This window comes from Pseudomonas sp. R3-56, from assembly GCF_051132075.1.
GTDB lineage: Bacteria > Pseudomonadota > Gammaproteobacteria > Pseudomonadales > Pseudomonadaceae > Aquipseudomonas.
The window spans coordinates 376,759-395,002 of sequence record NZ_CP071657.1 but is presented as its reverse complement, the minus strand read 5'-3'; the positions used below and the strand labels follow the sequence as shown (position 1 = coordinate 395,002).

Sequence of the window (18,244 nt, the reverse complement as noted above, 5' to 3'; positions counted from 1 at the left end):
ATGACGCCTCTCGAAACCAAGCGCCCGCTGCAGCTCAACGATCAGGGCCAGCTGCGGCACTTCCTGTCCCTCGACGGCCTGCGCCGCGAGCTGCTGACAGAAATCCTCGACACCGCCGACTCGTTCCTCGAAGTCGGCGCCCGGGCGGTGAAAAAAGTCCCGTTGCTGCGCGGCAAGACCGTGTGCAACGTGTTCTTCGAAAACTCCACCCGCACCCGCACCACCTTCGAATTGGCGGCCCAGCGGCTGTCGGCGGACGTGATCACCCTGAACGTGTCGACATCCTCGGCGAGCAAGGGCGAAACCCTGCTCGACACGCTGCGCAACCTCGAAGCCATGGCCGCCGACATGTTCGTCGTGCGCCACGGCGACTCCGGCGCGGCGCATTTCATTGCCGAACACGTGTGCCCGCAAGTGGCGATCATCAACGGTGGCGACGGCCGTCACGCTCATCCGACCCAGGGCATGCTGGACATGCTGACCATCCGTCGGCACAAGGGCAGCTTCGAGAACCTGTCGGTGGCCATCGTCGGCGACATCCTGCACTCGCGGGTAGCCCGCTCGAACATGCTCGCGCTCAAGACCCTCGGCTGTCCGGACATCCGCGTGATCGCACCGAAAACCCTGCTGCCCATCGGCGTCGAGCAATACGGCGTGAAGGTCTACACCGACATGACCGAAGGCCTGAAGGATGTGGACGTGGTGATCATGCTGCGCCTGCAACGCGAGCGCATGGCTGGCGGCCTGTTGCCCAGCGAAGGCGAGTTCTACCGCCTGTTCGGCCTGACCACCGCGCGCCTGGCCGGCGCCAAGCCGGACGCCATCGTCATGCACCCGGGGCCGATCAATCGCGGCGTGGAGATCGAGTCGGCGGTGGCCGACGGGCCGCACTCGGTGATCCTCAACCAGGTGACCTACGGCATCGCCATCCGCATGGCCGTGCTGTCCATGGCCATGAGCGGGCAAACGGCCCAGCGCCAATTCGACCAGGAGAACGCCCAGTGAAGCTCAGCATTCTCGGCGCACGCGTGATCGATCCGGCCAGCGGCCTGGATCAAGTGACTGACATCCATATCGATGCCTGCAAGATCGTCGCCCTCGGCGCCGCACCGACAGGCTTCGTGGCGGCCGAGGTCCTCGACGCCCAAGGCCTGGTGGCCGCGCCCGGCCTGGTGGACCTGAACGTTGCCCTGCGCGAGCCGGGCTACAGCCGCAAAGGCAGCATCGTCAGCGAAACCCGCGCCGCCGCCGCTGGTGGCGTGACCAGCCTGTGCTGCCCGCCGCAAACCAAGCCGGTGCTGGACACCTCGGCCGTGGCCGAACTGATCCTCGACCGCGCCCGCGAGGCCGGCAACACCAAGGTCTTCCCGATTGGCGCACTGAGCAAAGGCCTGGAAGGCGAACAACTGGCCGAACTCATCGCCCTGCGTGATGCCGGTTGCGTGGCGTTCGGCAACGGCCTCAACAGTTTCCGCAATACCCGGACCCTGTGCCGCGCCCTCGAATACGCGGCGACTTTCGGCCTGACGGTGATCTTCAACTCCCAGGACCACGACCTGGCCGAAGGTGGCCTGGCCCATGAAGGCCCGACCGCCAGTTTCCTCGGCTTGCCGGGCATCCCGGAAACCGCCGAGACCGTGGCCCTGGCCCGGGACCTGCTGTTGGTTGAGCAGAGCGGCGTCCGTGCGCACTTCAGCCAGCTGACCAGTGCCCGTGGCGCCGCGCTGATCGCCCAGGCCCAGGCCCGAGGCTTGCCGGTGACCGCCGATGTGGCGCTGTATCAGTTGATCCTGACCGACGAAGCGCTGATCGATTTCAACAGCGTCTATCACGTCCAGCCGCCGCTGCGCACCCGCGCCGACCGCGACGGCTTGCGCGAGGCCGTGCAGTCCGGGGTGATCTCGGCCATTTCCAGCCATCACCAACCCCACGAGCGCGATGCCAAGCTGGCACCGTTCGGCGCCACCGAGCCGGGCATCAGCAGCGTTGAACTGCTGCTGCCGCTGGCCTTGACGCTGGTGGAAGACGGTTTGCTGGATCTGCCGACCCTGCTCGCACGCCTGAGCGCTGGCCCGGCCCAGGCGCTGCAGCTGCCAGCCGGGAAACTGGCGGTGGGCGCGCCGGCGGACCTGGTGCTGTTCGACCCGGCCGCCTCCACCGTGGCCGGCGAAGCCTGGCGTTCCAAGGGTGACAACTGCCCATTCCTCGGCCACAGCTTGCCGGGCGTGGTGCGCTACACCTTGATGGATGGGCGGATTACCCACCAGGCCTGACAAACCGCGTCGCCCTTTTCGCGAGCAGGCTCGCTCCCACAGGGATCTTCAGTGAACACATGATCTGTGGACACCTCGATCCAATGTGGGAGCGAGCCTGCTCGCGAATGCAGGCACCTCGATCTGACTGTCTTACTGGAAAGCCCCACGCTTCTGCGCATTACGAATCGACACCTGATCGTTCAGCGTCCAGAAGTCATACAGCACCCCCAGAAAAAACACCCCGCCAGTTAGCAGGTAGATGATCCCGCTGAGCCACTTGCCTTGATACATGCGATGCACGCCCAGCACCCCGAGAAACGTCAGCAGAATCCACGCGACGCTGTACTCGATCGGCCCTGGGGTAAAGCGCAGGTCGGCTTCGCGGTCCATGGCCGGGATCAGGAACAGGTCGATCAACCAACCGATGCCCAGCAGCCCGAAGGTGAAGAACCAGATCGTGCCGGTGACCGGCTTGCCGTAATAGAAACGGTGGGCGCCGGTAAAACCGAGAATCCACAGCAGATACCCGATGACTTTGCTGTGGGTATCGCGGATTGCGCCCTGCTGATAGCTGTTCATGAATGGCCTCTTTTGCCTCGATAGAAAAATTTGTTCGGATCTTTTGTGACTTTTACATGTCTCGCCGACAAGCGGTCATGAGCGACTCGCGTCGGGGAAACGCCCGGATTACGGGGACCTTGTCGGACAATCGGGTCAAATTGTCGCAATTATGCGGCGTTCACGCTGGGTTCCGGATCGACAAACGGCCTCGGAAAGGTGAAAAAAGCTGTTATAAAGTTGCGCGCTAACCTTTATGAGCCCTGCCTAATGCGTCCATTTTTCAAGACATGGCTGACCATTTGCCTATTATTGCCACTGGCCGCCCACGCCACCAACCGTGAGCAACGTCTTCCGAACATCAACGGCTATACGCCCAAATCCCACGTTTCTGCTCCAACGAGCAAAAACAGGCAAAACGTCCAGCGTGTGAGTAACGCTCACAGCCGGCTGGTGCCACCCATGGCGACCAAGACCACCAGCAATGTGCTGAGCCGCGCCGTGAATGTACTGGGCACACCTTACCGTTGGGGCGGCAGCAGCCCAAGTAAAGGTTTCGATTGCAGTGGTCTGGTGAAATACGCGTTCAATGACGCCACGTTCGACCTGCCGCGTACCTCCAATGCGATGGCTGCCGGCCATGGCGAGAAAGTCGAGCGCAAGGACCTCAAGCCCGGCGACCTGATTTTCTTCAAGCTCAAGAGCCGTCGGGTCAACCACGTGGCCATCTACCTGGGCAACGACCGCTTCATTCACGCCCCGCGCCGGGGCAAGTCGGTGACCATCGACACCCTGAACAAGCCGTACTGGAACACCCATTACGTGGTTGCCAAGCGCGTGCTGCCGAAAGAGCCGGGGGCGATGCGGGTCGTTCAGCGCTGATCCAGCATTTTTGCTCTAGCTGAGGCCCCCATCGCGAGCAAGCTCGCTCCCACATTTGATTTGCGGCGAACACAATTTCTGTGGTCACTGAAGATCAAGTGTGGGAGCGAGCTTGCTCGCGATGAGGCCTGCAAAAGCACCACTTCTCTAAAAATTATCCGGCGTACGCGCCCGCTCTCGCGCGTGCTCGCGGCTGATCAGGCCCTTGCTCACCAGATCCTTCAGGCACATGTCCAGCGTCTGCATCCCCAGCGAGCCGCCGGTCTGGATCGATGAATACATCTGCGCGATCTTGTCTTCGCGGATCAGGTTGCGGATCGCCGAAGTGCCCAGCATGATCTCGTGCGCCGCGATGCGGCCGCCGCCAATCTTCTTGACCAGCGTCTGGGAAATCACCGCCTGAAGCGACTCCGACAGCATCGAGCGGACCATCGACTTCTCGTCGCCAGGAAACACGTCCACTACCCGGTCAATGGTCTTGGCCGCCGACGTGGTATGCAGCGTGCCGAACACCAGGTGCCCGGTTTCGGCGGCGGTCAGCGCCAGCCGGATGGTCTCCAGGTCGCGCATCTCCCCCACCAGGATCACGTCCGGGTCTTCCCGCAGGGCCGAACGCAGCGCCGTGGAGAAACCCTGGGTATCGCGATGCACTTCACGCTGGTTGATCAGACACTTGCGCGGTTCATGCACGAATTCGATGGGGTCTTCGATGGTGAGGATGTGATGGTGCTTGTGGCTGTTCAGATAGTCGATCATGGCCGCCAGGGTGGTGGACTTGCCCGAGCCGGTCGGCCCGGTTACCAACACCAGCCCGCGAGGAACCTCGGTGATCTTGCGAAACACCTCGCCCATCCCCAGGTCTTCCATGGTCAGGACTTTTGAGGGAATAGTCCGGAACACTGCCCCCGCGCCCCGATTCTGGTTGAAGGCATTGACCCGAAATCGCGCCACGCCGGGTACATCGAAGGAAAAATCGGTTTCCAGAAACTTCTCGTAATCCACTCGTTGGCGGTCGTTCATGATGTCGTAGATCAGTTCATGAACCTGCTTGTGGTCCAGCGCCGGCAGGTTGATCCGCCGTACATCGCCGTCCACGCGGATCATCGGCGGCAGCCCGGCGGACAGGTGCAGGTCCGACGCCCCCTGTTTGGCGCTGAACGCCAGCAATTCAGTGATATCCATAGCGCTCCTCAATTCCAGTAGAATGCCGCGAACCTCAGACCGCTGGCCTCTCTTTATGACCACCATAGCAGACAACATTGCTCAGGTTAGATCGCGCATCCATGCCGCGGAGCAGGCCGCCCAGCGCCCAGGACACAGCGTCCAGCTGCTGGCGGTGAGCAAGACCAAGCCGGCCCAGGCCCTGCGCGATGCCCATGCCGCAGGCCTGCGGGACTTCGGCGAGAACTACCTGCAGGAAGCGCTGGGCAAGCAGGCCGAACTGACCGACCTGCCCTTGATCTGGCACTTCATCGGCCCCATTCAATCGAACAAGACGCGCGCTATCGCCGAACATTTCGACTGGGTGCACTCCGTGGATCGCCTGAAAATTGCCCAACGCCTGTCCGAGCAGCGCCCGGCCGACCTGCCGCCGCTGAACATCTGCATCCAGGTCAACGTCAGCGGTGAAGCCAGCAAGTCCGGCTGCACGCCAGCGGACCTGCCCGCCCTCGCCAATGCCATCAGCACGCTGCCTCATCTCAAGTTGCGTGGGTTGATGGCGATTCCCGAACCAACCGACGATCGCGCCGAACAGGATGCAGCTTTCGCCAAGGTTCAACAGTTGCAAGCCAGCCTGGACCTGCCGCTGGACACCTTGTCCATGGGCATGAGCCATGACCTTGAATCCGCCATTGCCCAAGGCGCCACCTGGGTGCGCATCGGCACAGCGCTGTTTGGGGCGCGTGACTACGGCCAAGCGCCCAGCTGACTCACTTATCTCTTTATAAGGACCTGTCATGAGTAACACGCGTATTGCCTTCATCGGCGCCGGCAACATGGCCGCCAGCCTGATCGGCGGCCTGCGGGCCAAGGGCCTGGACGCATCCATGATCCGCGCCAGCGATCCGGGTGAAGAGACCCGCAAGCGGGTGAGCGCCGAGCACGGCGTCGAAACCTTCGCCGACAACGCCCAGGCCATCGAGGGTGTGGACGTCATCGTGCTGGCCGTCAAGCCGCAAGCAATGAAGTCCGTGTGCGAGGCACTTCGGCCGCACCTCAAGCCTCATCAACTGGTGGTGTCGATCGCCGCCGGCATTACCTGCGCCAGCATGAATAACTGGCTCGGCGCCCAGCCGATCGTGCGCTGCATGCCCAACACCCCGGCACTGCTGCGCCAGGGCGTCAGCGGCCTGTTCGCCACCGCACAGGTGAGCGCCGAGCAACGCCAGCAGGCTGAACAGCTGCTGTCAGCCGTGGGCCTGGCGCTGTGGCTGGACACCGAGCAGCAACTGGACGCGGTCACCGCTGTCTCCGGCTCGGGCCCGGCGTATTTTTTCCTGCTGATCGAAGCCATGACCGCCGCCGGAGAAAAACTCGGTCTGAGCCGTGAGATCGCTGCCCAACTGACCTTGCAGACTGCTCTCGGCGCCGCTCACATGGCGGTGTCCAGCGATGTCGATGCAGCGGAATTGCGTCGCCGCGTGACCTCGCCGGCCGGCACCACCGAAGCGGCCATCAAATCTTTCCAGGCCGGGGGCTTCGAAGCCCTGGTGGAAAAAGCACTCGGCGCCGCCGCGCACCGCTCGGCCGAAATGGCCGAACAACTGGGCCAATAAGGAGCCATTCATGATTGGATTGAACACTGCAGCGGTCTACGTCCTGCAAACCCTCGGCAGCCTGTACCTGCTGATCGTGCTGATGCGCTTCGTGCTGCAACTGGTGCGCGCCAACTTCTACAACCCGCTGTGCCAGTTCGTCGTCAAGGCGACCCAACCGCTGCTCAAGCCACTACGCCGGATCATCCCGAGCCTGTTCGGCCTGGACATGTCGTCGCTGGTGCTGGCGATCCTCGTGCAACTGGCGCTGATGGCCCTGACTCTGCTGCTGACCTACGGCACCACCGGCAACCCGCTGCAACTGCTGATCTGGTCGCTCATTGGCGTCGCCGCGCTGTTTTTGAACATCTTCTTCTTTGCCATGATCATCAGTGTGATCCTGTCCTGGGTCGCGCCGGGCAGCCACAACCCGGGCGCCGAGCTGGTGAACCAGATCTGCGAGCCGGCCCTGGCGCCGTTCCGCCGCATCGTGCCGAACCTCGGCGGCCTGGATATCTCGCCGATACTGGCATTCATGGTGATCAAGCTGATCGACATGCTGGTAATCAACAACCTGGCGGCAATGACCATGATGCCGGAGATCTTGCGGGTGTTGATCTGACTTGCACCGCAACCGTGGCGAGGGAGCTTGCTCCCGCTGGGCTGCGTGAAGCAGCCCCAAACCAGGCGCCACCGTCTGCCAGACAGTCCCGGGCAGCAGGTTTCAGGGCCGCTTCGCGCCCCAGCGGGAGCAAGCTCCCTCGCCACGGGATTAATCGGCGGTAATCTACCCCGCCCTTTGCTTGCCGCTAACCCCAGCGGTCTTTAGACTTACGCCTCATTTCAACGAGAGCAGGGTCGATGCCAGCTGCCTTTCCCCCCGATTCCGTTGGTCTGGTGACGCCGCAAATGGCGCATTTCAGCGAGCCCCTGGCCCTGGCCTGCGGTCGTTCGTTGCCAGCCTATGACCTGATCTACGAAACCTATGGCACCCTCAATGCCACGGCGAGCAATGCCGTGCTGATCTGCCACGCGCTGTCGGGGCACCACCACGCCGCCGGCTACCACAGCGTCGACGATCGCAAGCCTGGCTGGTGGGACAGTTGCATCGGCCCCGGCAAGCCCATCGACACCAACCGGTTCTTCGTGGTCAGCCTGAACAACCTCGGTGGTTGCAACGGCTCCACCGGTCCCAGCAGTCTCAACCCGGACACCGGTAAGCCGTTCGGCGCCGATTTCCCGGTGCTGACCGTGGAAGACTGGGTCCACAGCCAGGCACGCCTGGCCGACCGCCTCGGTATCGCACAATGGGCGGCGGTGATCGGCGGCAGCCTCGGCGGCATGCAGGCGCTGCAATGGACCATTACCTACCCGGATCGCGTACGCCACTGCCTGGCGATCGCCTCGGCGCCCAAGCTGTCGGCCCAGAACATCGCGTTCAACGAAGTGGCGCGCCAGGCGATCCTCACCGACCCCGAATTCCACGGCGGCTCGTTCCAGGAGCACGGTGTGATTCCCAAGCGCGGGCTGATGCTGGCGCGGATGGTCGGACACATCACCTACCTGTCCGACGATTCCATGGGCGAAAAATTCGGCCGTGGGCTCAAGAGCGAGAAGCTCAACTACGATTTCCACAGCGTCGAGTTCCAGGTGGAAAGCTACCTGCGCTACCAGGGCGAGGAGTTCTCCGGGCGCTTCGACGCCAACACCTACCTGCTGATGACCAAGGCGCTGGACTACTTCGATCCGGCGGCGAACTTCGACGATAACCTGGCGAAAACCTTCGCCAACGCCACCGCCAGGTTCTGCGTGATGTCGTTCACCACTGACTGGCGTTTCTCCCCGGCCCGCTCCCGGGAACTGGTGGATGCGCTGATGGCCGCGCGCAAGGACGTCTGCTACCTGGAAATCGACGCGCCCCAGGGCCACGACGCCTTTCTGATTCCGATCCCGCGTTACCTGCAGGCGTTCGGCAACTACATGAACCGTATTACGCTGTGAGGACGCCATGAGAGCCGATCTGGACATCATCCAGGAATGGATCCCCGCCGGCAGCCGCGTGCTCGACCTGGGCTGCGGCAACGGCGAACTGCTGACCTGGCTGCGCGACAACAAGCAAGTCACCGGCTACGGCCTGGAAAACGACCCGGACAACATCGCCGAGTGCGTGGCCAAGGGCATCAATGTCATCGAGCAGGACCTGGACAAGGGCCTGGGCAACTTCGCCAGCAACAGCTTCGACATCGTGGTCATGACCCAGGCCCTGCAAGCCGTGCATTATCCGGACAAGATTCTCGACGAAATGCTCCGTGTCGGCCGCCAGTGCATCATCACCTTCCCCAATTTCGGCCATTGGCGCTGCCGCTGGTACCTGGCGAGCAAGGGGCGGATGCCGGTCTCGGAATTCCTGCCGTACACCTGGTACAACACGCCGAACATCCATTTCTGCACCTTCGAGGATTTCGAAGAACTGTGCCGCGAACGCAAGGCCAAGGTCATCGATCGCCTGGCGGTGGACCAGCAGCACCGCCACGGGTGGGCCAGCAAGCTATGGCCTAATCTGTTAGGTGAAATAGGCATCTATCGGGTCAGCAGCCCGGGCCTCGCCGACCACAAGGTCGCGGTGTGAGCACCGGCCTTTTTCAGGAGCACGACATGAAGCGTCTAGCGTTGTTCTTAATCACCACCTGCCTGAGCGTGGGCGCCATGGCTGCCGACGTCATCAAGGCCGAGCGCAAGGAAGTGTTCGGTGACGTGACCGTGCACTACAACACGTTCAATTCCACCTTCCTGACACCCGACATCGCCAAGGCCGCCGAGCTGATCCGCAGCAAGAACCAGGGCGTGATCAATGTCTCGGTGCTCAAGGGTGGCAAGCCACTGATCGCCCAGGTCAGCGGCACGGTGAAGGACCTGACCAGCAAGACAGTCACCCTCACCTTCCGCCAGGTCACTGAACCAGGCGCGATCTATTACATTGCCCAATATCCGGTGGACCAGCAGGAAACCCGGACTTTCGAGATCAAGGTGCAGACCGGCGACAAGATCAACACCATCAACTTCAACCAGGAACTGTTCCCGGGCCAATGATGAACCTCACCCAACTCGTGCTGGCCAGCCACAACGCCGGCAAACTCAAGGAACTCCAGGCCATGCTCGGCGGATCGGTGCAACTGCGCTCGATCGGGGAATTCAGCCAGGTCGAGCCGGAAGAAACCGGCCTGTCGTTCGTCGAGAATGCCATCCTCAAGGCCCGCAATGCCTCGCGCATTTCCGGGCTGCCGGCGCTGGCCGATGACTCCGGTCTGGCGGTTGATTTCCTCGGCGGCGCGCCGGGCATCTACTCGGCCCGTTACGCCGATGGCAAAGGTGATGCGGCAAACAACGCCAAGCTGCTTGAAGCCCTCAAGGATGTGCCCGAGGCCGAACGCGGCGCACAGTTCGTTTGTGTGCTGGCCCTGGTGCGCCACGCCGACGACCCGTTGCCGATCCTCTGCGAAGGCTTGTGGCACGGGCGCATCCTTACCGAGGCCAGCGGCGAGCACGGCTTTGGCTATGACCCATTGTTCTGGGTACCCGAGCGCAACTGTTCCAGCGCCGAGCTGGGGCCGGTGGAGAAAAATCAATTGAGCCACCGCGCCCGCGCCATGGCCCTGCTGCGTCAACGCCTGGGCCTGCAATGATCGACGACGCTCCCGCACCGCTGATTCATGGCGGTGTACAAACGCCCCGGACCCCGCTACCGGAGCTGCCGCCCCTGGCGCTGTATATCCACATCCCGTGGTGCGTGCGCAAATGCCCGTATTGCGATTTCAACTCCCACACCGCCAGCCCGCAGTTGCCGGAAGAGGAGTATGTCGACGCTCTGCTGGCCGACCTCGACCAGGATTTGCACGCGGTTCATGGTCGCTCGTTGAGCTCGATGTTTTTTGGTGGCGGTACCCCGAGCTTGTTCAGCGCCCGGGCCCTGGGCCGATTGCTCAAGGGTGTCGAGGCGCGGATAGCGTTCGCCCACGACATTGAAATCACCCTGGAAGCCAACCCCGGCACGTTCGAGCAGGAAAAATTCATCGCCTATCGGGCGTTGGGCATCAATCGCCTGTCCATCGGTATTCAGAGTTTCCAACAGGCCAAGCTTGAGGCCCTGGGGCGGATCCATAACGGTGACGAGGCGGTGCGCGCCGCCGGTATGGCTCGCCAGGCCGGCTTCGACAACTTCAACCTGGACCTGATGCATGGCCTGCCCGACCAGTCTCTCGACGACGCTTTGAGCGACCTGCGCCAGGCCATCGCCTTGAAGCCAACCCACCTGTCCTGGTATCAACTGACGCTGGAGCCGAACACGGTGTTCTGGAACCAGCCGCCGACCTTGCCGGAAGACGATACGCTGTGGGACATCCAGGAAGCCGGGCAAGCGCTGCTCGCCGAGCATGGCTACGCCCAGTACGAAGTCTCGGCCTATGCCCAGCCCGGACGGGCGGCGCGACATAACCTCAACTATTGGAGCTTCGGCGACTTCATCGGTATCGGTGCCGGTGCCCACGGCAAGCTCAGCCATCCGGACGGGCGCATCGTACGCACCTGGAAGACCCGTTTGCCGAAGGATTATCTCAATCCGGCCAAGCGCTTCCTGGCCGGGGAAAAGAGCCTCGCCAACGAAGAGCTGCCTTTCGAGTTCCTGATGAACGCGCTGCGCCTCACCGAAGGCGTGCCGTCGCGGCTGTATCCGCAGCGCACCGGGCTGACCCTGGAAAGCCTGGCCGAAGGCCGGCGCGAAGCCGAACAAAGCGGGTTGTTACAGGTCGAACCGTCACGTCTGGCGGCGACCGAGCGCGGACAGCTGTTTCTCAACGACCTGCTGCAAAAATTTCTGAGCTGATCAAAACAAGGAAATCGAATGGATCTGGTACTCGACCTGCTCGCCACCGTGTCCCGCTGGAGCCGCAGCAACCTGTCGGAAATCTCCCTGGCACTGGTAGGCTGCCTGCTGGTGTTGTTTGGCGCTGACATCAAGGGCTGGGTCGAACAACGCCTGGGCAGCATCGCCGGCGCCTTGCGCGTCCCGCTGATCGCCCTGCTGTGCATGATTGGCAGCGGCGCCGCGCTGATCTACGCCACGCCGTGGATCGTCCGGGGCTTGAGCCAGTTCAACAACTACAGCCTCGCGCCGGTGTTGCTGGTGGTTTTGGTGCTGATCGGCGTCGTGGCGGATCGGCGCTGAACCGACAGACACCACGAAACACATGTGGGAGCGGGCTTGCTCGCGAATGCGGCAGAACATTCAACATCCATGTCGACTGCTACACCGCTTTCGCGAGCAAGCCCGCTCCCACAGGGGATCCCATTTCAGCAGGGATTTCTGATGTTTAGGCCAACTTCTCGAACTTCAAATCCCAGACCCCATGCCCGAGCCGTTCGCCACGGCGTTCGAACTTGGTAATCGGCCGTTCCGCCGGACGCGGGACGTAGCGGCCATCTTCGGCCAGGTTGCGGTAGCCCGGCGCGACGTTCATCACTTCCAGCATGTATTCGGCGTACGGCTCCCAGTCGGTGGCCATGTGCAGCACACCGCCGACCTTCAACTTGCTGCGCACCAGTTCAGCGAACGATGCCTGGACGATCCGGCGCTTGTGGTGGCGACTCTTGTGCCACGGGTCCGGGAAAAACAGCATCAGCCGGTCGAGACTGTTGTCGGCCACGCAGCGGTTGAGCACTTCGATGGCGTCGCAATCGTAGACCCGCAGGTTGGTCAGGCCTTGAGTCAGTACGCCGTTGAGCAACGCACCGACACCCGGACGGTGCACTTCCACGCCGATGAAATCCTGGTCCGGCGCGGCCGCGGCCATTTCCAGCAGCGAATGGCCCATGCCGAAGCCGATTTCCAGCGAGCGTGGCGCCGAGCGGCCGAACACCTGGTCGAAGTCCACCGGCGCGTCGGCCAGCGGCAGGACATACAACGGCGCACCCTGCTCCAGGCCGCGTTGCTGGCCTTCAGTCATGCGCCCGGCGCGCATCACGAAACTCTTGATGCGGCGGTGCTGGCGCTCTTCGCCTTCTTCCGGGAGGACCGGCGTGTCGTTCGATTCAGTCATCAATGGCTCTTACTTGATCAGACCATCCAGCGGCGAGGATGCGCTGGCATAGAGTTTTTTCGGCATGCGCCCGGCCAGGTAGGCCAGGCGACCGGCAACGATGGCGTGTTTCATGGCTTCGGCCATCAGGACCGGCTGCTGGGCGTGGGCGATGGCGGAGTTCATCAGCACCGCTTCACAACCCAGTTCCATGGCGATGGTGGCGTCGGAGGCGGTGCCGACACCGGCATCCACCAGCACCGGGATCTTCGCTTCTTCCAGGATGATCTGCAGGTTGTACGGGTTGCAGATCCCCAGGCCCGTGCCGATCAGCCCGGCCAGCGGCATGACCGCGATGCAGCCGATTTCCGCCAGCTGACGAGCGATGATCGGGTCATCGCTGGTGTAGACCATCACGTCGAAACCTTCCCTGACCAGCGTTTCTGCGGCCTTGAGAGTTTCGATCACGTTGGGGAACAGGGTTTTCTGGTCCGCTAGCACTTCCAGCTTCACCAGGTTGTGACCGTCGAGCAGCTCACGGGCCAGGCGGCAGGTGCGCACAGCCTCGATGGCGTCGAAGCAACCGGCGGTGTTCGGCAGGATGGTGTAGCGATCCGGCGGCAGGATATCCAGCAGGTTCGGTTCGCCCGGATTCTGGCCAATGTTGGTCCGACGCACGGCGACGGTCACAATTTCGGCACCCGAAGCTTCAATGGCCTGGCGGGTTTCTTCCATGTCGCGGTACTTGCCGGTGCCTACCAGCAGACGCGACTGGTAAGTACGACCGGCCAGGACGAAGGGCTTGTCGCTACGAACGATGCTCATGGGAAATCCTCTGTTGGGGTGAGGTTCTTGCGAAATGCTTATTAGCCAAATGCTGTGAAAACGTCGCGAGCGAAGGAAAAAGACAAGGCAAAAACAGGCGAGGAAGCGGAGTTTACGGGTTGTAAATAAGCATTCCGAGCCTGTTTTTAACGCAGTATTTCTGAGCGCAGCAGTTTTCACAGTATTTGAATTAGCCGCCGCCGATGGCGTGGACCACTTCGACACTGTCGCCGTCGTTCAACATGGTGTCGGCGTGCTGGCTGCGCGGGACGATATCCAGGTTGAGCTCCACCGCGACGCGGCGTCCGGTAAGTTCCAGACGGGTCAGCAGGGCCGCGACGGTTTCGCCGTCGGGCAGTTCAAGGGGTTCGCCGTTCAACTGAATGCGCATGCCGGATGCCGCCATCATTTTTAGGGGCTGGCATTCTAGCCCGATCAGTCTGGACGACCCAAGCCATTCGTCATGAAATGGACCAGCCGGTCAGCCCGGCCTCCAGGCGGCGTCCGTGCGAAGAGCCGTGGGCGTTTGAAGCCTCGGACTGATTCCGCAACAAATGCGCCGCCCAGGCAGCGCTGGTCCGGTCTATATTTCCGGTCCCGCATGGACGCATCTATCAAGCACAAGGAGGACCTGTGCCCAGCGTCCATACAATGCCAAACATCCCCGCTATCGATGGCCTGCGCGCCGTCGCTGTCCTGAGCGTGATCATTTTCCATGCCGATTTCCTGAAACTGCCCGGAGGTTTCACCGGGGTCGACATGTTCTTCGTCATCTCGGGCTACGTCATCAGCCAATCGTTATACACCCGCTCCGACATGAGCTTTTCGGCTTACCTGGCGGACTTCTACCGGCGACGCTTCCTGCGCATCGTCCCGGCCCTGCTGGTGGTTCTGGTGGCGTGCGCCCTGGTCTCGGCGATGTTCGTACCCCAGGCCTGGCTCAGTGCGCAGAATGATCAAACCGGACTGGCGGCCTACTTCGGCCTGAGCAACTTCACGCTGGCGTGGAACACCGACACCTACTTCTCGCCGTCCGCCCAGCTCAATCCCTATACCCACACCTGGACGCTGGCCGTCGAAGAGCAGTTCTACCTGGTTTTTCCCCTGGTCTACTTCGTCTGGCTGCGTTTTCGCCAACGGCACAGTCTCGCCTGGGCCTTGCTGCCCTTGCTCGCGCTGGCGTCGCTGGCATTCAGCGTGGTGCAGACAGAGCAAAGCCCTCTCGAAGCGTTTTACCTGTTACCCAGCCGATTCTGGGAGCTGGCATCCGGGGCGGTCCTCTTCCAACTGCTGGTCACAGGACGCTTGCAACTGACCTCTGCGGCGACGCCTGCCGTGCTGTTCGCTGGGCTCGCCCTGGTGTCAGGCGGGTTGATTTTCGCCGACACGAAACACTTTCCGTTTCCCTGGGCCGCGCTGACCGTCGCTGGCACCCTGCTGACCCTGGCGGCCGTAGTACAGAAAACCAATACCCCCTCGTCGCTGCTGCGTCTTTTGCAATCGACACCCGCCACCTATGTCGGTCGGTTGTCCTACTCGCTTTACCTTTGGCATTGGCCGGTGCTGGTGTTCCTGCGCTGGACCATTGGCCTGGAGCAACTCGCCATACAACTGGCCTATCCAGTGATCGTCGCGGCACTCGCCGGCGCCTCCTATCACTGGGTCGAGACACCGCTGCGCACCGGCCGGTCGCTTTTTCAACGCCGCGCCTGGATCACCATTGCCTCATGCCTGGCGGCGCTCGGCCTGTCCTGGTCAGGTGCTCGCTGGATGAGTGAAAATCCTGAGGTACTGTCGCTGAGCCAGACCAGCGACACCTATACCTGGTTTTCCAGGAAATTACCGCAAGGGCTGGCCAGCGAGCCGATCAGCGACCCATCGCTGCAAGGCCGCCAACTGTTCGTGTTTGGCGATTCGCACGCGGCGGCATACCGCACCCTGCTGAGCCTCGTCTCGCGACAGCTGGGTATCAGCGTTGTGGAATACGAGCGCGGCGGCTGCGCGGTGGTCAGCCTCATGGCACCCGACCCACAAGGCGCCTGCACCCGAGCCAGGAATGAAGCCCTGCGTGACATCGAAGCGCGGGCAAAACCCGGTGATATCGTTTTCCTCGCCTCCCTGCGGATGCCGGAACTGGCAGGGCGCGACTGGGTACGTGGCGATGAAAGCGTGCTAAGCGAGGCCCTCGCCGAACTGTCCCCAGAGCAGGTCGACGGAGCCCGCCGCAGCGCAGAAGCAACGCTGAAGCGGCTTATGAATGCCGAGGTGCGGGTACTGATCGATGCCCCCATGCCGCTGTTCAAGGCGCCAGCCTACCGCTGCTCGGACTGGTTCAATCGGATGAATCCGATCTGCGCGCCTGGTTTCACCGTCGAGCGGGATCAGATCGAGCGGCTGCGAGCGCCACAAATGGCTTTGCTGAAGCATTTAACCCTTGAGTATCCGCTGCTTCGCGTCTGGGATCCGCTGCCATTGTTGTGCCCAGGCTCCACTTGCTCGGCTTACGACGACGGTCAACCACTTTTCCGCGACGGCGATCACCTTAGCGGATACGGTAACCGCCTCCTCGCGCCATCGTTCATCCAGGTCCTGCTCAATGGCTGGAGGCGCGCGACGTGACCGTCAGGCCAGACGCCAGGCGGCAAGACCGAGGAAAAGCCAACCCAGCAGAAACGCCACACCACCGAACGGCGTGATGATGCCCAGCTTGCTGATGCCCGTGAGCGTCAACAGATACAGGCTGCCAGAGAACAACAGGATACCGATGACAAAGGAAATACCGGCCCAGGTGACGATACGCCCGGGAATGTGCGTGGCCAGCAATGCGACGCCGAACAGCGCCAGGGTGTGCACCAGTTGGTAGGTGACGCCAGTGTGGAAAATCGCCAGGTAATCGGCGCTCAGACGGCTTTTCAGACCATGGGCGGCGAATGCTCCCAGCGCTACGCCGGTGAAACCGAAAAAAGCCGCCAGCATCAGAAAGCTACGCAACATGGGAACTCCAGTCAGACTCGGGGGACAGGGTCTGTATAATGGCCCGCTCGACGGGTTCGGCCAAGCCATCTCTATGCTGCGTACATTGTTTCGACGATTCGTTAAAGCCCTGCTCTGGTTCGCCGTCGGCAGCGTTGCGCTGGTGCTGCTGTTTCGCGTGGTACCGCCACCGTTCACCGCGCTGATGATCGAGCGCAAGGTCGAATCCTGGTTCGGCGGCGAGCCGATCGACCTGCAGCGCGACTGGCAGCCTTGGGACCAGATCTCCAATAACCTCAAGATTGCGGTGATTGCCGGCGAGGATCAGAAGTTTCCCGAGCACTGGGGTTTTGACATCGGCGCGATCCAGGCGGCGTTTGCCCATAACGGGCGCGGCGGCTCGATTCGCGGCGCCAGTACTCTCAGCCAGCAAGTCTCCAAGAACCTGTTCCTGTGGTCGGGCCGCAGCTGGCTGCGCAAAGGGCTGGAGGCGTGGTTCACCGCGCTGATCGAAGTGTTCTGGCCCAAGCAACGGATTCTCGAGGTGTACCTCAACAGTGTCGAGTGGGACGACGGCGTGTTCGGGGCTGAAGCGGCCGCGCGGCATCATTTTCGTGTAGGCGCCGGGGCCTTGTCCCGGCAACAGGCCAGCCTGCTGGCGGCGGTACTGCCCAACCCGCGGGTCTGGAGTGCCAGCCGGCCGAGCCCCTACATACTGCGACGCGCCAGCTGGATCAGGCAACAGATGAGCCAGTTGGGCGGTGATGGTTATCTGCTGGAGCTTGACCGCGCGCGCCGCGCGCCGTGGGCTCGGTAGCCTCAACAACACTCAAAGTCCCCTGTGGGAGCGAGCTTGCTCGCGATGGCGGTTAAACATTCAGCAGAGATGCCACCTGATCCACCGTCATCGCGAGCAAGCTCGCTCCCACAAGGGCGGGTGTTGAAGCTTGCATCACACAAACAAAAACGCCCCGATCATCACTGATCGGGGCGTTTTTCATGCCGGTAACACGGGTCAAGCCGCGATCGACACCTTGAGCTTGTTCATCGCACTTTTCTCAAGCTGGCGAATTCGCTCGGCCGACACGTTGTACTTCTGCGCCAGGTCGTGCAGCGTGGCTTTCTCTTCAGCCAGCCAGCGCTGATAAAGAATGTCACGGCTGCGCGCGTCCAACACTTCCAGCGCTTCGTGCAGGTTGGTGTTGGAGTTGTCGCTCCAATCGGCGTCTTCCAGTTGACGCGCCGGGTCGTACCGGTGGTCTTCCAGGTAGTTGGCCGGCGATTGGAAAGCGCTGTCGTCGTCGGCCTCGGCGGCCGGGTCGAAGGCCATGTCATGGCCGGTCAGGCGGCTTTCCATCTCGCGCACTTCCCGGGGCTCTACGCCCAGGCTTTCAGCCACGCGATTGACTTCTTCGTTGTTCAGCCAGGCCAGACGTTTCTTCTGGCTGCGCAGGTTGAAGAACAGCTTGCGCTGGGCCTTGGTGGTCGCGACTTTCACGATGCGCCAGTTGCGCAGGATGAATTCGTGGATTTCCGCCTTGATCCAGTGCACGGCGAACGACACCAGCCGCACGCCCATTTCAGGGTTGAACCGCTTGACCGCCTTCATCAGGCCGACGTTGCCTTCCTGGATCAGGTCGGCCTGGGCCAGCCCGTAGCCGGAATAGCTGCGGGCGATATGTACGACAAAACGCAGGTGGGCGAGCACCATCTGCCGAGCCGCCTCAAGATCCTGCTCATAATAGAGACTCTCGGCCAGTTCACGCTCCTGCTCGGGCGTCAGCAATGGAATGCTGTTCACCGTGTGCACATAGGCCTCAAGGTTCGCACCCGGGACTAGAGCATAAGCAGGTTGCAAAGAAGTGGTCATACGAAAAAACCTCCGACTCACATAACTCGTGCAGTTCAGCACTGCGAAAATTGA

General features: G+C 62.1%; 21 protein-coding genes. 14 read left to right on the top strand and 7 right to left on the bottom strand.

The genetic code is table 11. The annotated features are described in order from the left end of the window. Positions 1-1,005: an aspartate carbamoyltransferase catalytic subunit gene (locus J3P96_RS01910; RefSeq protein WP_434654976.1), complete on the top strand. Its 1,005-nt coding sequence runs from the start codon at positions 1-3 to the stop codon at positions 1,003-1,005. Then, positions 1,002-2,273 (top strand): dihydroorotase, encoded by a 1,272-nt coding sequence (locus J3P96_RS01905; protein WP_434654974.1) that lies wholly within the window; start codon positions 1,002-1,004, stop codon positions 2,271-2,273. Before J3P96_RS01910 ends, J3P96_RS01905 begins: the two co-directional genes overlap by 4 nt. 132 nt (positions 2,274-2,405) lie before the next feature. On the opposite strand, the gene J3P96_RS01900 is transcribed toward J3P96_RS01905, so the two are convergent. After that, complete coding sequence (locus tag J3P96_RS01900; protein ID WP_434571190.1) at positions 2,406-2,834, bottom strand: NINE protein; 429 nt, start codon at positions 2,832-2,834, stop codon at positions 2,406-2,408. A 249-nt stretch (positions 2,835-3,083) separates the two neighbouring features. On the opposite strand from J3P96_RS01900, the gene J3P96_RS01895 reads away from it, so the two are divergent. After that, positions 3,084-3,695 carry a C40 family peptidase gene (locus J3P96_RS01895; protein ID WP_434654972.1) on the top strand — a complete coding sequence of 204 codons (612 nt, stop codon included), beginning with the start codon at positions 3,084-3,086 and terminating at the stop codon, positions 3,693-3,695. Positions 3,696-3,842: 147 nt separating this feature from the next. Here the strand turns inward: J3P96_RS01895 and J3P96_RS01890 are convergent, their stop codons facing one another. Then, positions 3,843-4,877, bottom strand: a complete 1,035-nt coding sequence (locus J3P96_RS01890) for a type IV pilus twitching motility protein PilT (protein ID WP_434571187.1) — start codon at positions 4,875-4,877, stop codon at positions 3,843-3,845. 55 nt (positions 4,878-4,932) lie between these two features. Here J3P96_RS01890 and J3P96_RS01885 point away from each other — a divergent pair, with 55 nt between their 5' ends. The 9 genes from J3P96_RS01885 (at position 4,933) to J3P96_RS01845 (ending at position 11,672) form a co-directional block, all read left to right on the top strand. Next, on the top strand, positions 4,933-5,625 hold the full coding sequence (locus tag J3P96_RS01885) for a YggS family pyridoxal phosphate-dependent enzyme (protein ID WP_434654969.1): 693 nt from the start codon (positions 4,933-4,935) through the stop codon (positions 5,623-5,625). A 28-nt stretch (positions 5,626-5,653) separates the two neighbouring features. Continuing rightward, a complete protein-coding gene (gene proC / locus J3P96_RS01880; protein WP_434571183.1) occupies positions 5,654-6,472 on the top strand; it encodes a pyrroline-5-carboxylate reductase in 819 nt (272 codons plus the stop codon). Between the two features lie 10 nt (positions 6,473-6,482). Beyond that, positions 6,483-7,073 (top strand): YggT family protein, encoded by a 591-nt coding sequence (locus J3P96_RS01875; protein ID WP_434571181.1) that lies wholly within the window; start codon positions 6,483-6,485, stop codon positions 7,071-7,073. A gap of 239 nt (positions 7,074-7,312) precedes the next feature. After that, positions 7,313-8,452: a homoserine O-succinyltransferase MetX gene (gene metX / locus J3P96_RS01870; protein ID WP_434654967.1), complete on the top strand. Its 1,140-nt coding sequence runs from the start codon at positions 7,313-7,315 to the stop codon at positions 8,450-8,452. 7 nt (positions 8,453-8,459) lie between these two features. After that, positions 8,460-9,080 carry a methionine biosynthesis protein MetW gene (gene metW / locus J3P96_RS01865; protein ID WP_305498166.1) on the top strand — a complete coding sequence of 207 codons (621 nt, stop codon included), beginning with the start codon at positions 8,460-8,462 and terminating at the stop codon, positions 9,078-9,080. A gap of 26 nt (positions 9,081-9,106) precedes the next feature. Further along, entirely contained in the window at positions 9,107-9,541 is a 435-nt protein-coding gene (locus J3P96_RS01860; protein WP_305498164.1) for a DUF4426 domain-containing protein, read from the top strand. Next, complete coding sequence (gene rdgB, locus J3P96_RS01855) at positions 9,538-10,134, top strand: RdgB/HAM1 family non-canonical purine NTP pyrophosphatase (RefSeq protein WP_434627368.1); 597 nt, start codon at positions 9,538-9,540, stop codon at positions 10,132-10,134. The genes J3P96_RS01860 and rdgB overlap by 4 nt, the downstream gene beginning before the upstream one ends. Continuing rightward, on the top strand, positions 10,131-11,330 hold the full coding sequence (gene hemW, locus J3P96_RS01850) for a radical SAM family heme chaperone HemW (protein ID WP_434654963.1): 1,200 nt from the start codon (positions 10,131-10,133) through the stop codon (positions 11,328-11,330). Before rdgB ends, hemW begins: the two co-directional genes overlap by 4 nt. A gap of 18 nt (positions 11,331-11,348) precedes the next feature. Beyond that, the gene (locus J3P96_RS01845) at positions 11,349-11,672 is read left to right on the top strand and encodes a DUF3392 domain-containing protein (RefSeq protein ID WP_014340681.1); all 324 of its coding nucleotides are present in this window, start codon (positions 11,349-11,351) and stop codon (positions 11,670-11,672) included. Positions 11,673-11,817: 145 nt separating this feature from the next. Here the strand turns inward: J3P96_RS01845 and trmB are convergent, their stop codons facing one another. From trmB to thiS, 3 genes are all read right to left on the bottom strand, one after another. Further along, on the bottom strand, positions 11,818-12,543 hold the full coding sequence (gene trmB, locus J3P96_RS01840) for a tRNA (guanosine(46)-N7)-methyltransferase TrmB (RefSeq protein WP_434627364.1): 726 nt from the start codon (positions 12,541-12,543) through the stop codon (positions 11,818-11,820). Positions 12,544-12,552: 9 nt separating this feature from the next. Next, the gene (locus tag J3P96_RS01835) at positions 12,553-13,347 is read right to left on the bottom strand and encodes a thiazole synthase (RefSeq protein WP_434654960.1); all 795 of its coding nucleotides are present in this window, start codon (positions 13,345-13,347) and stop codon (positions 12,553-12,555) included. Between the two features lie 190 nt (positions 13,348-13,537). Continuing rightward, positions 13,538-13,738 (bottom strand): sulfur carrier protein ThiS, encoded by a 201-nt coding sequence (thiS, locus tag J3P96_RS01830; protein WP_434654957.1) that lies wholly within the window; start codon positions 13,736-13,738, stop codon positions 13,538-13,540. Between the two features lie 242 nt (positions 13,739-13,980). Here thiS and J3P96_RS01825 point away from each other — a divergent pair, with 242 nt between their 5' ends. Further along, on the top strand, positions 13,981-15,966 hold the full coding sequence (locus tag J3P96_RS01825) for an acyltransferase family protein (protein WP_434654954.1): 1,986 nt from the start codon (positions 13,981-13,983) through the stop codon (positions 15,964-15,966). A 3-nt stretch (positions 15,967-15,969) separates the two neighbouring features. On the opposite strand, the gene J3P96_RS01820 is transcribed toward J3P96_RS01825, so the two are convergent. Then, complete coding sequence (locus tag J3P96_RS01820) at positions 15,970-16,341, bottom strand: DUF423 domain-containing protein (RefSeq protein ID WP_434654952.1); 372 nt, start codon at positions 16,339-16,341, stop codon at positions 15,970-15,972. 73 nt (positions 16,342-16,414) lie between these two features. Here J3P96_RS01820 and mtgA point away from each other — a divergent pair, with 73 nt between their 5' ends. Then, positions 16,415-17,137 carry a monofunctional biosynthetic peptidoglycan transglycosylase gene (mtgA, locus tag J3P96_RS01815; RefSeq protein ID WP_434627357.1) on the top strand — a complete coding sequence of 241 codons (723 nt, stop codon included), beginning with the start codon at positions 16,415-16,417 and terminating at the stop codon, positions 17,135-17,137. Between the two features lie 198 nt (positions 17,138-17,335). Here mtgA and rpoH read toward each other — a convergent pair whose 3' ends face one another. Further along, positions 17,336-18,190 carry an RNA polymerase sigma factor RpoH gene (gene rpoH / locus J3P96_RS01810; RefSeq protein ID WP_305498153.1) on the bottom strand — a complete coding sequence of 285 codons (855 nt, stop codon included), beginning with the start codon at positions 18,188-18,190 and terminating at the stop codon, positions 17,336-17,338. Between the last annotated feature and the right edge of the window lie 54 nt (positions 18,191-18,244).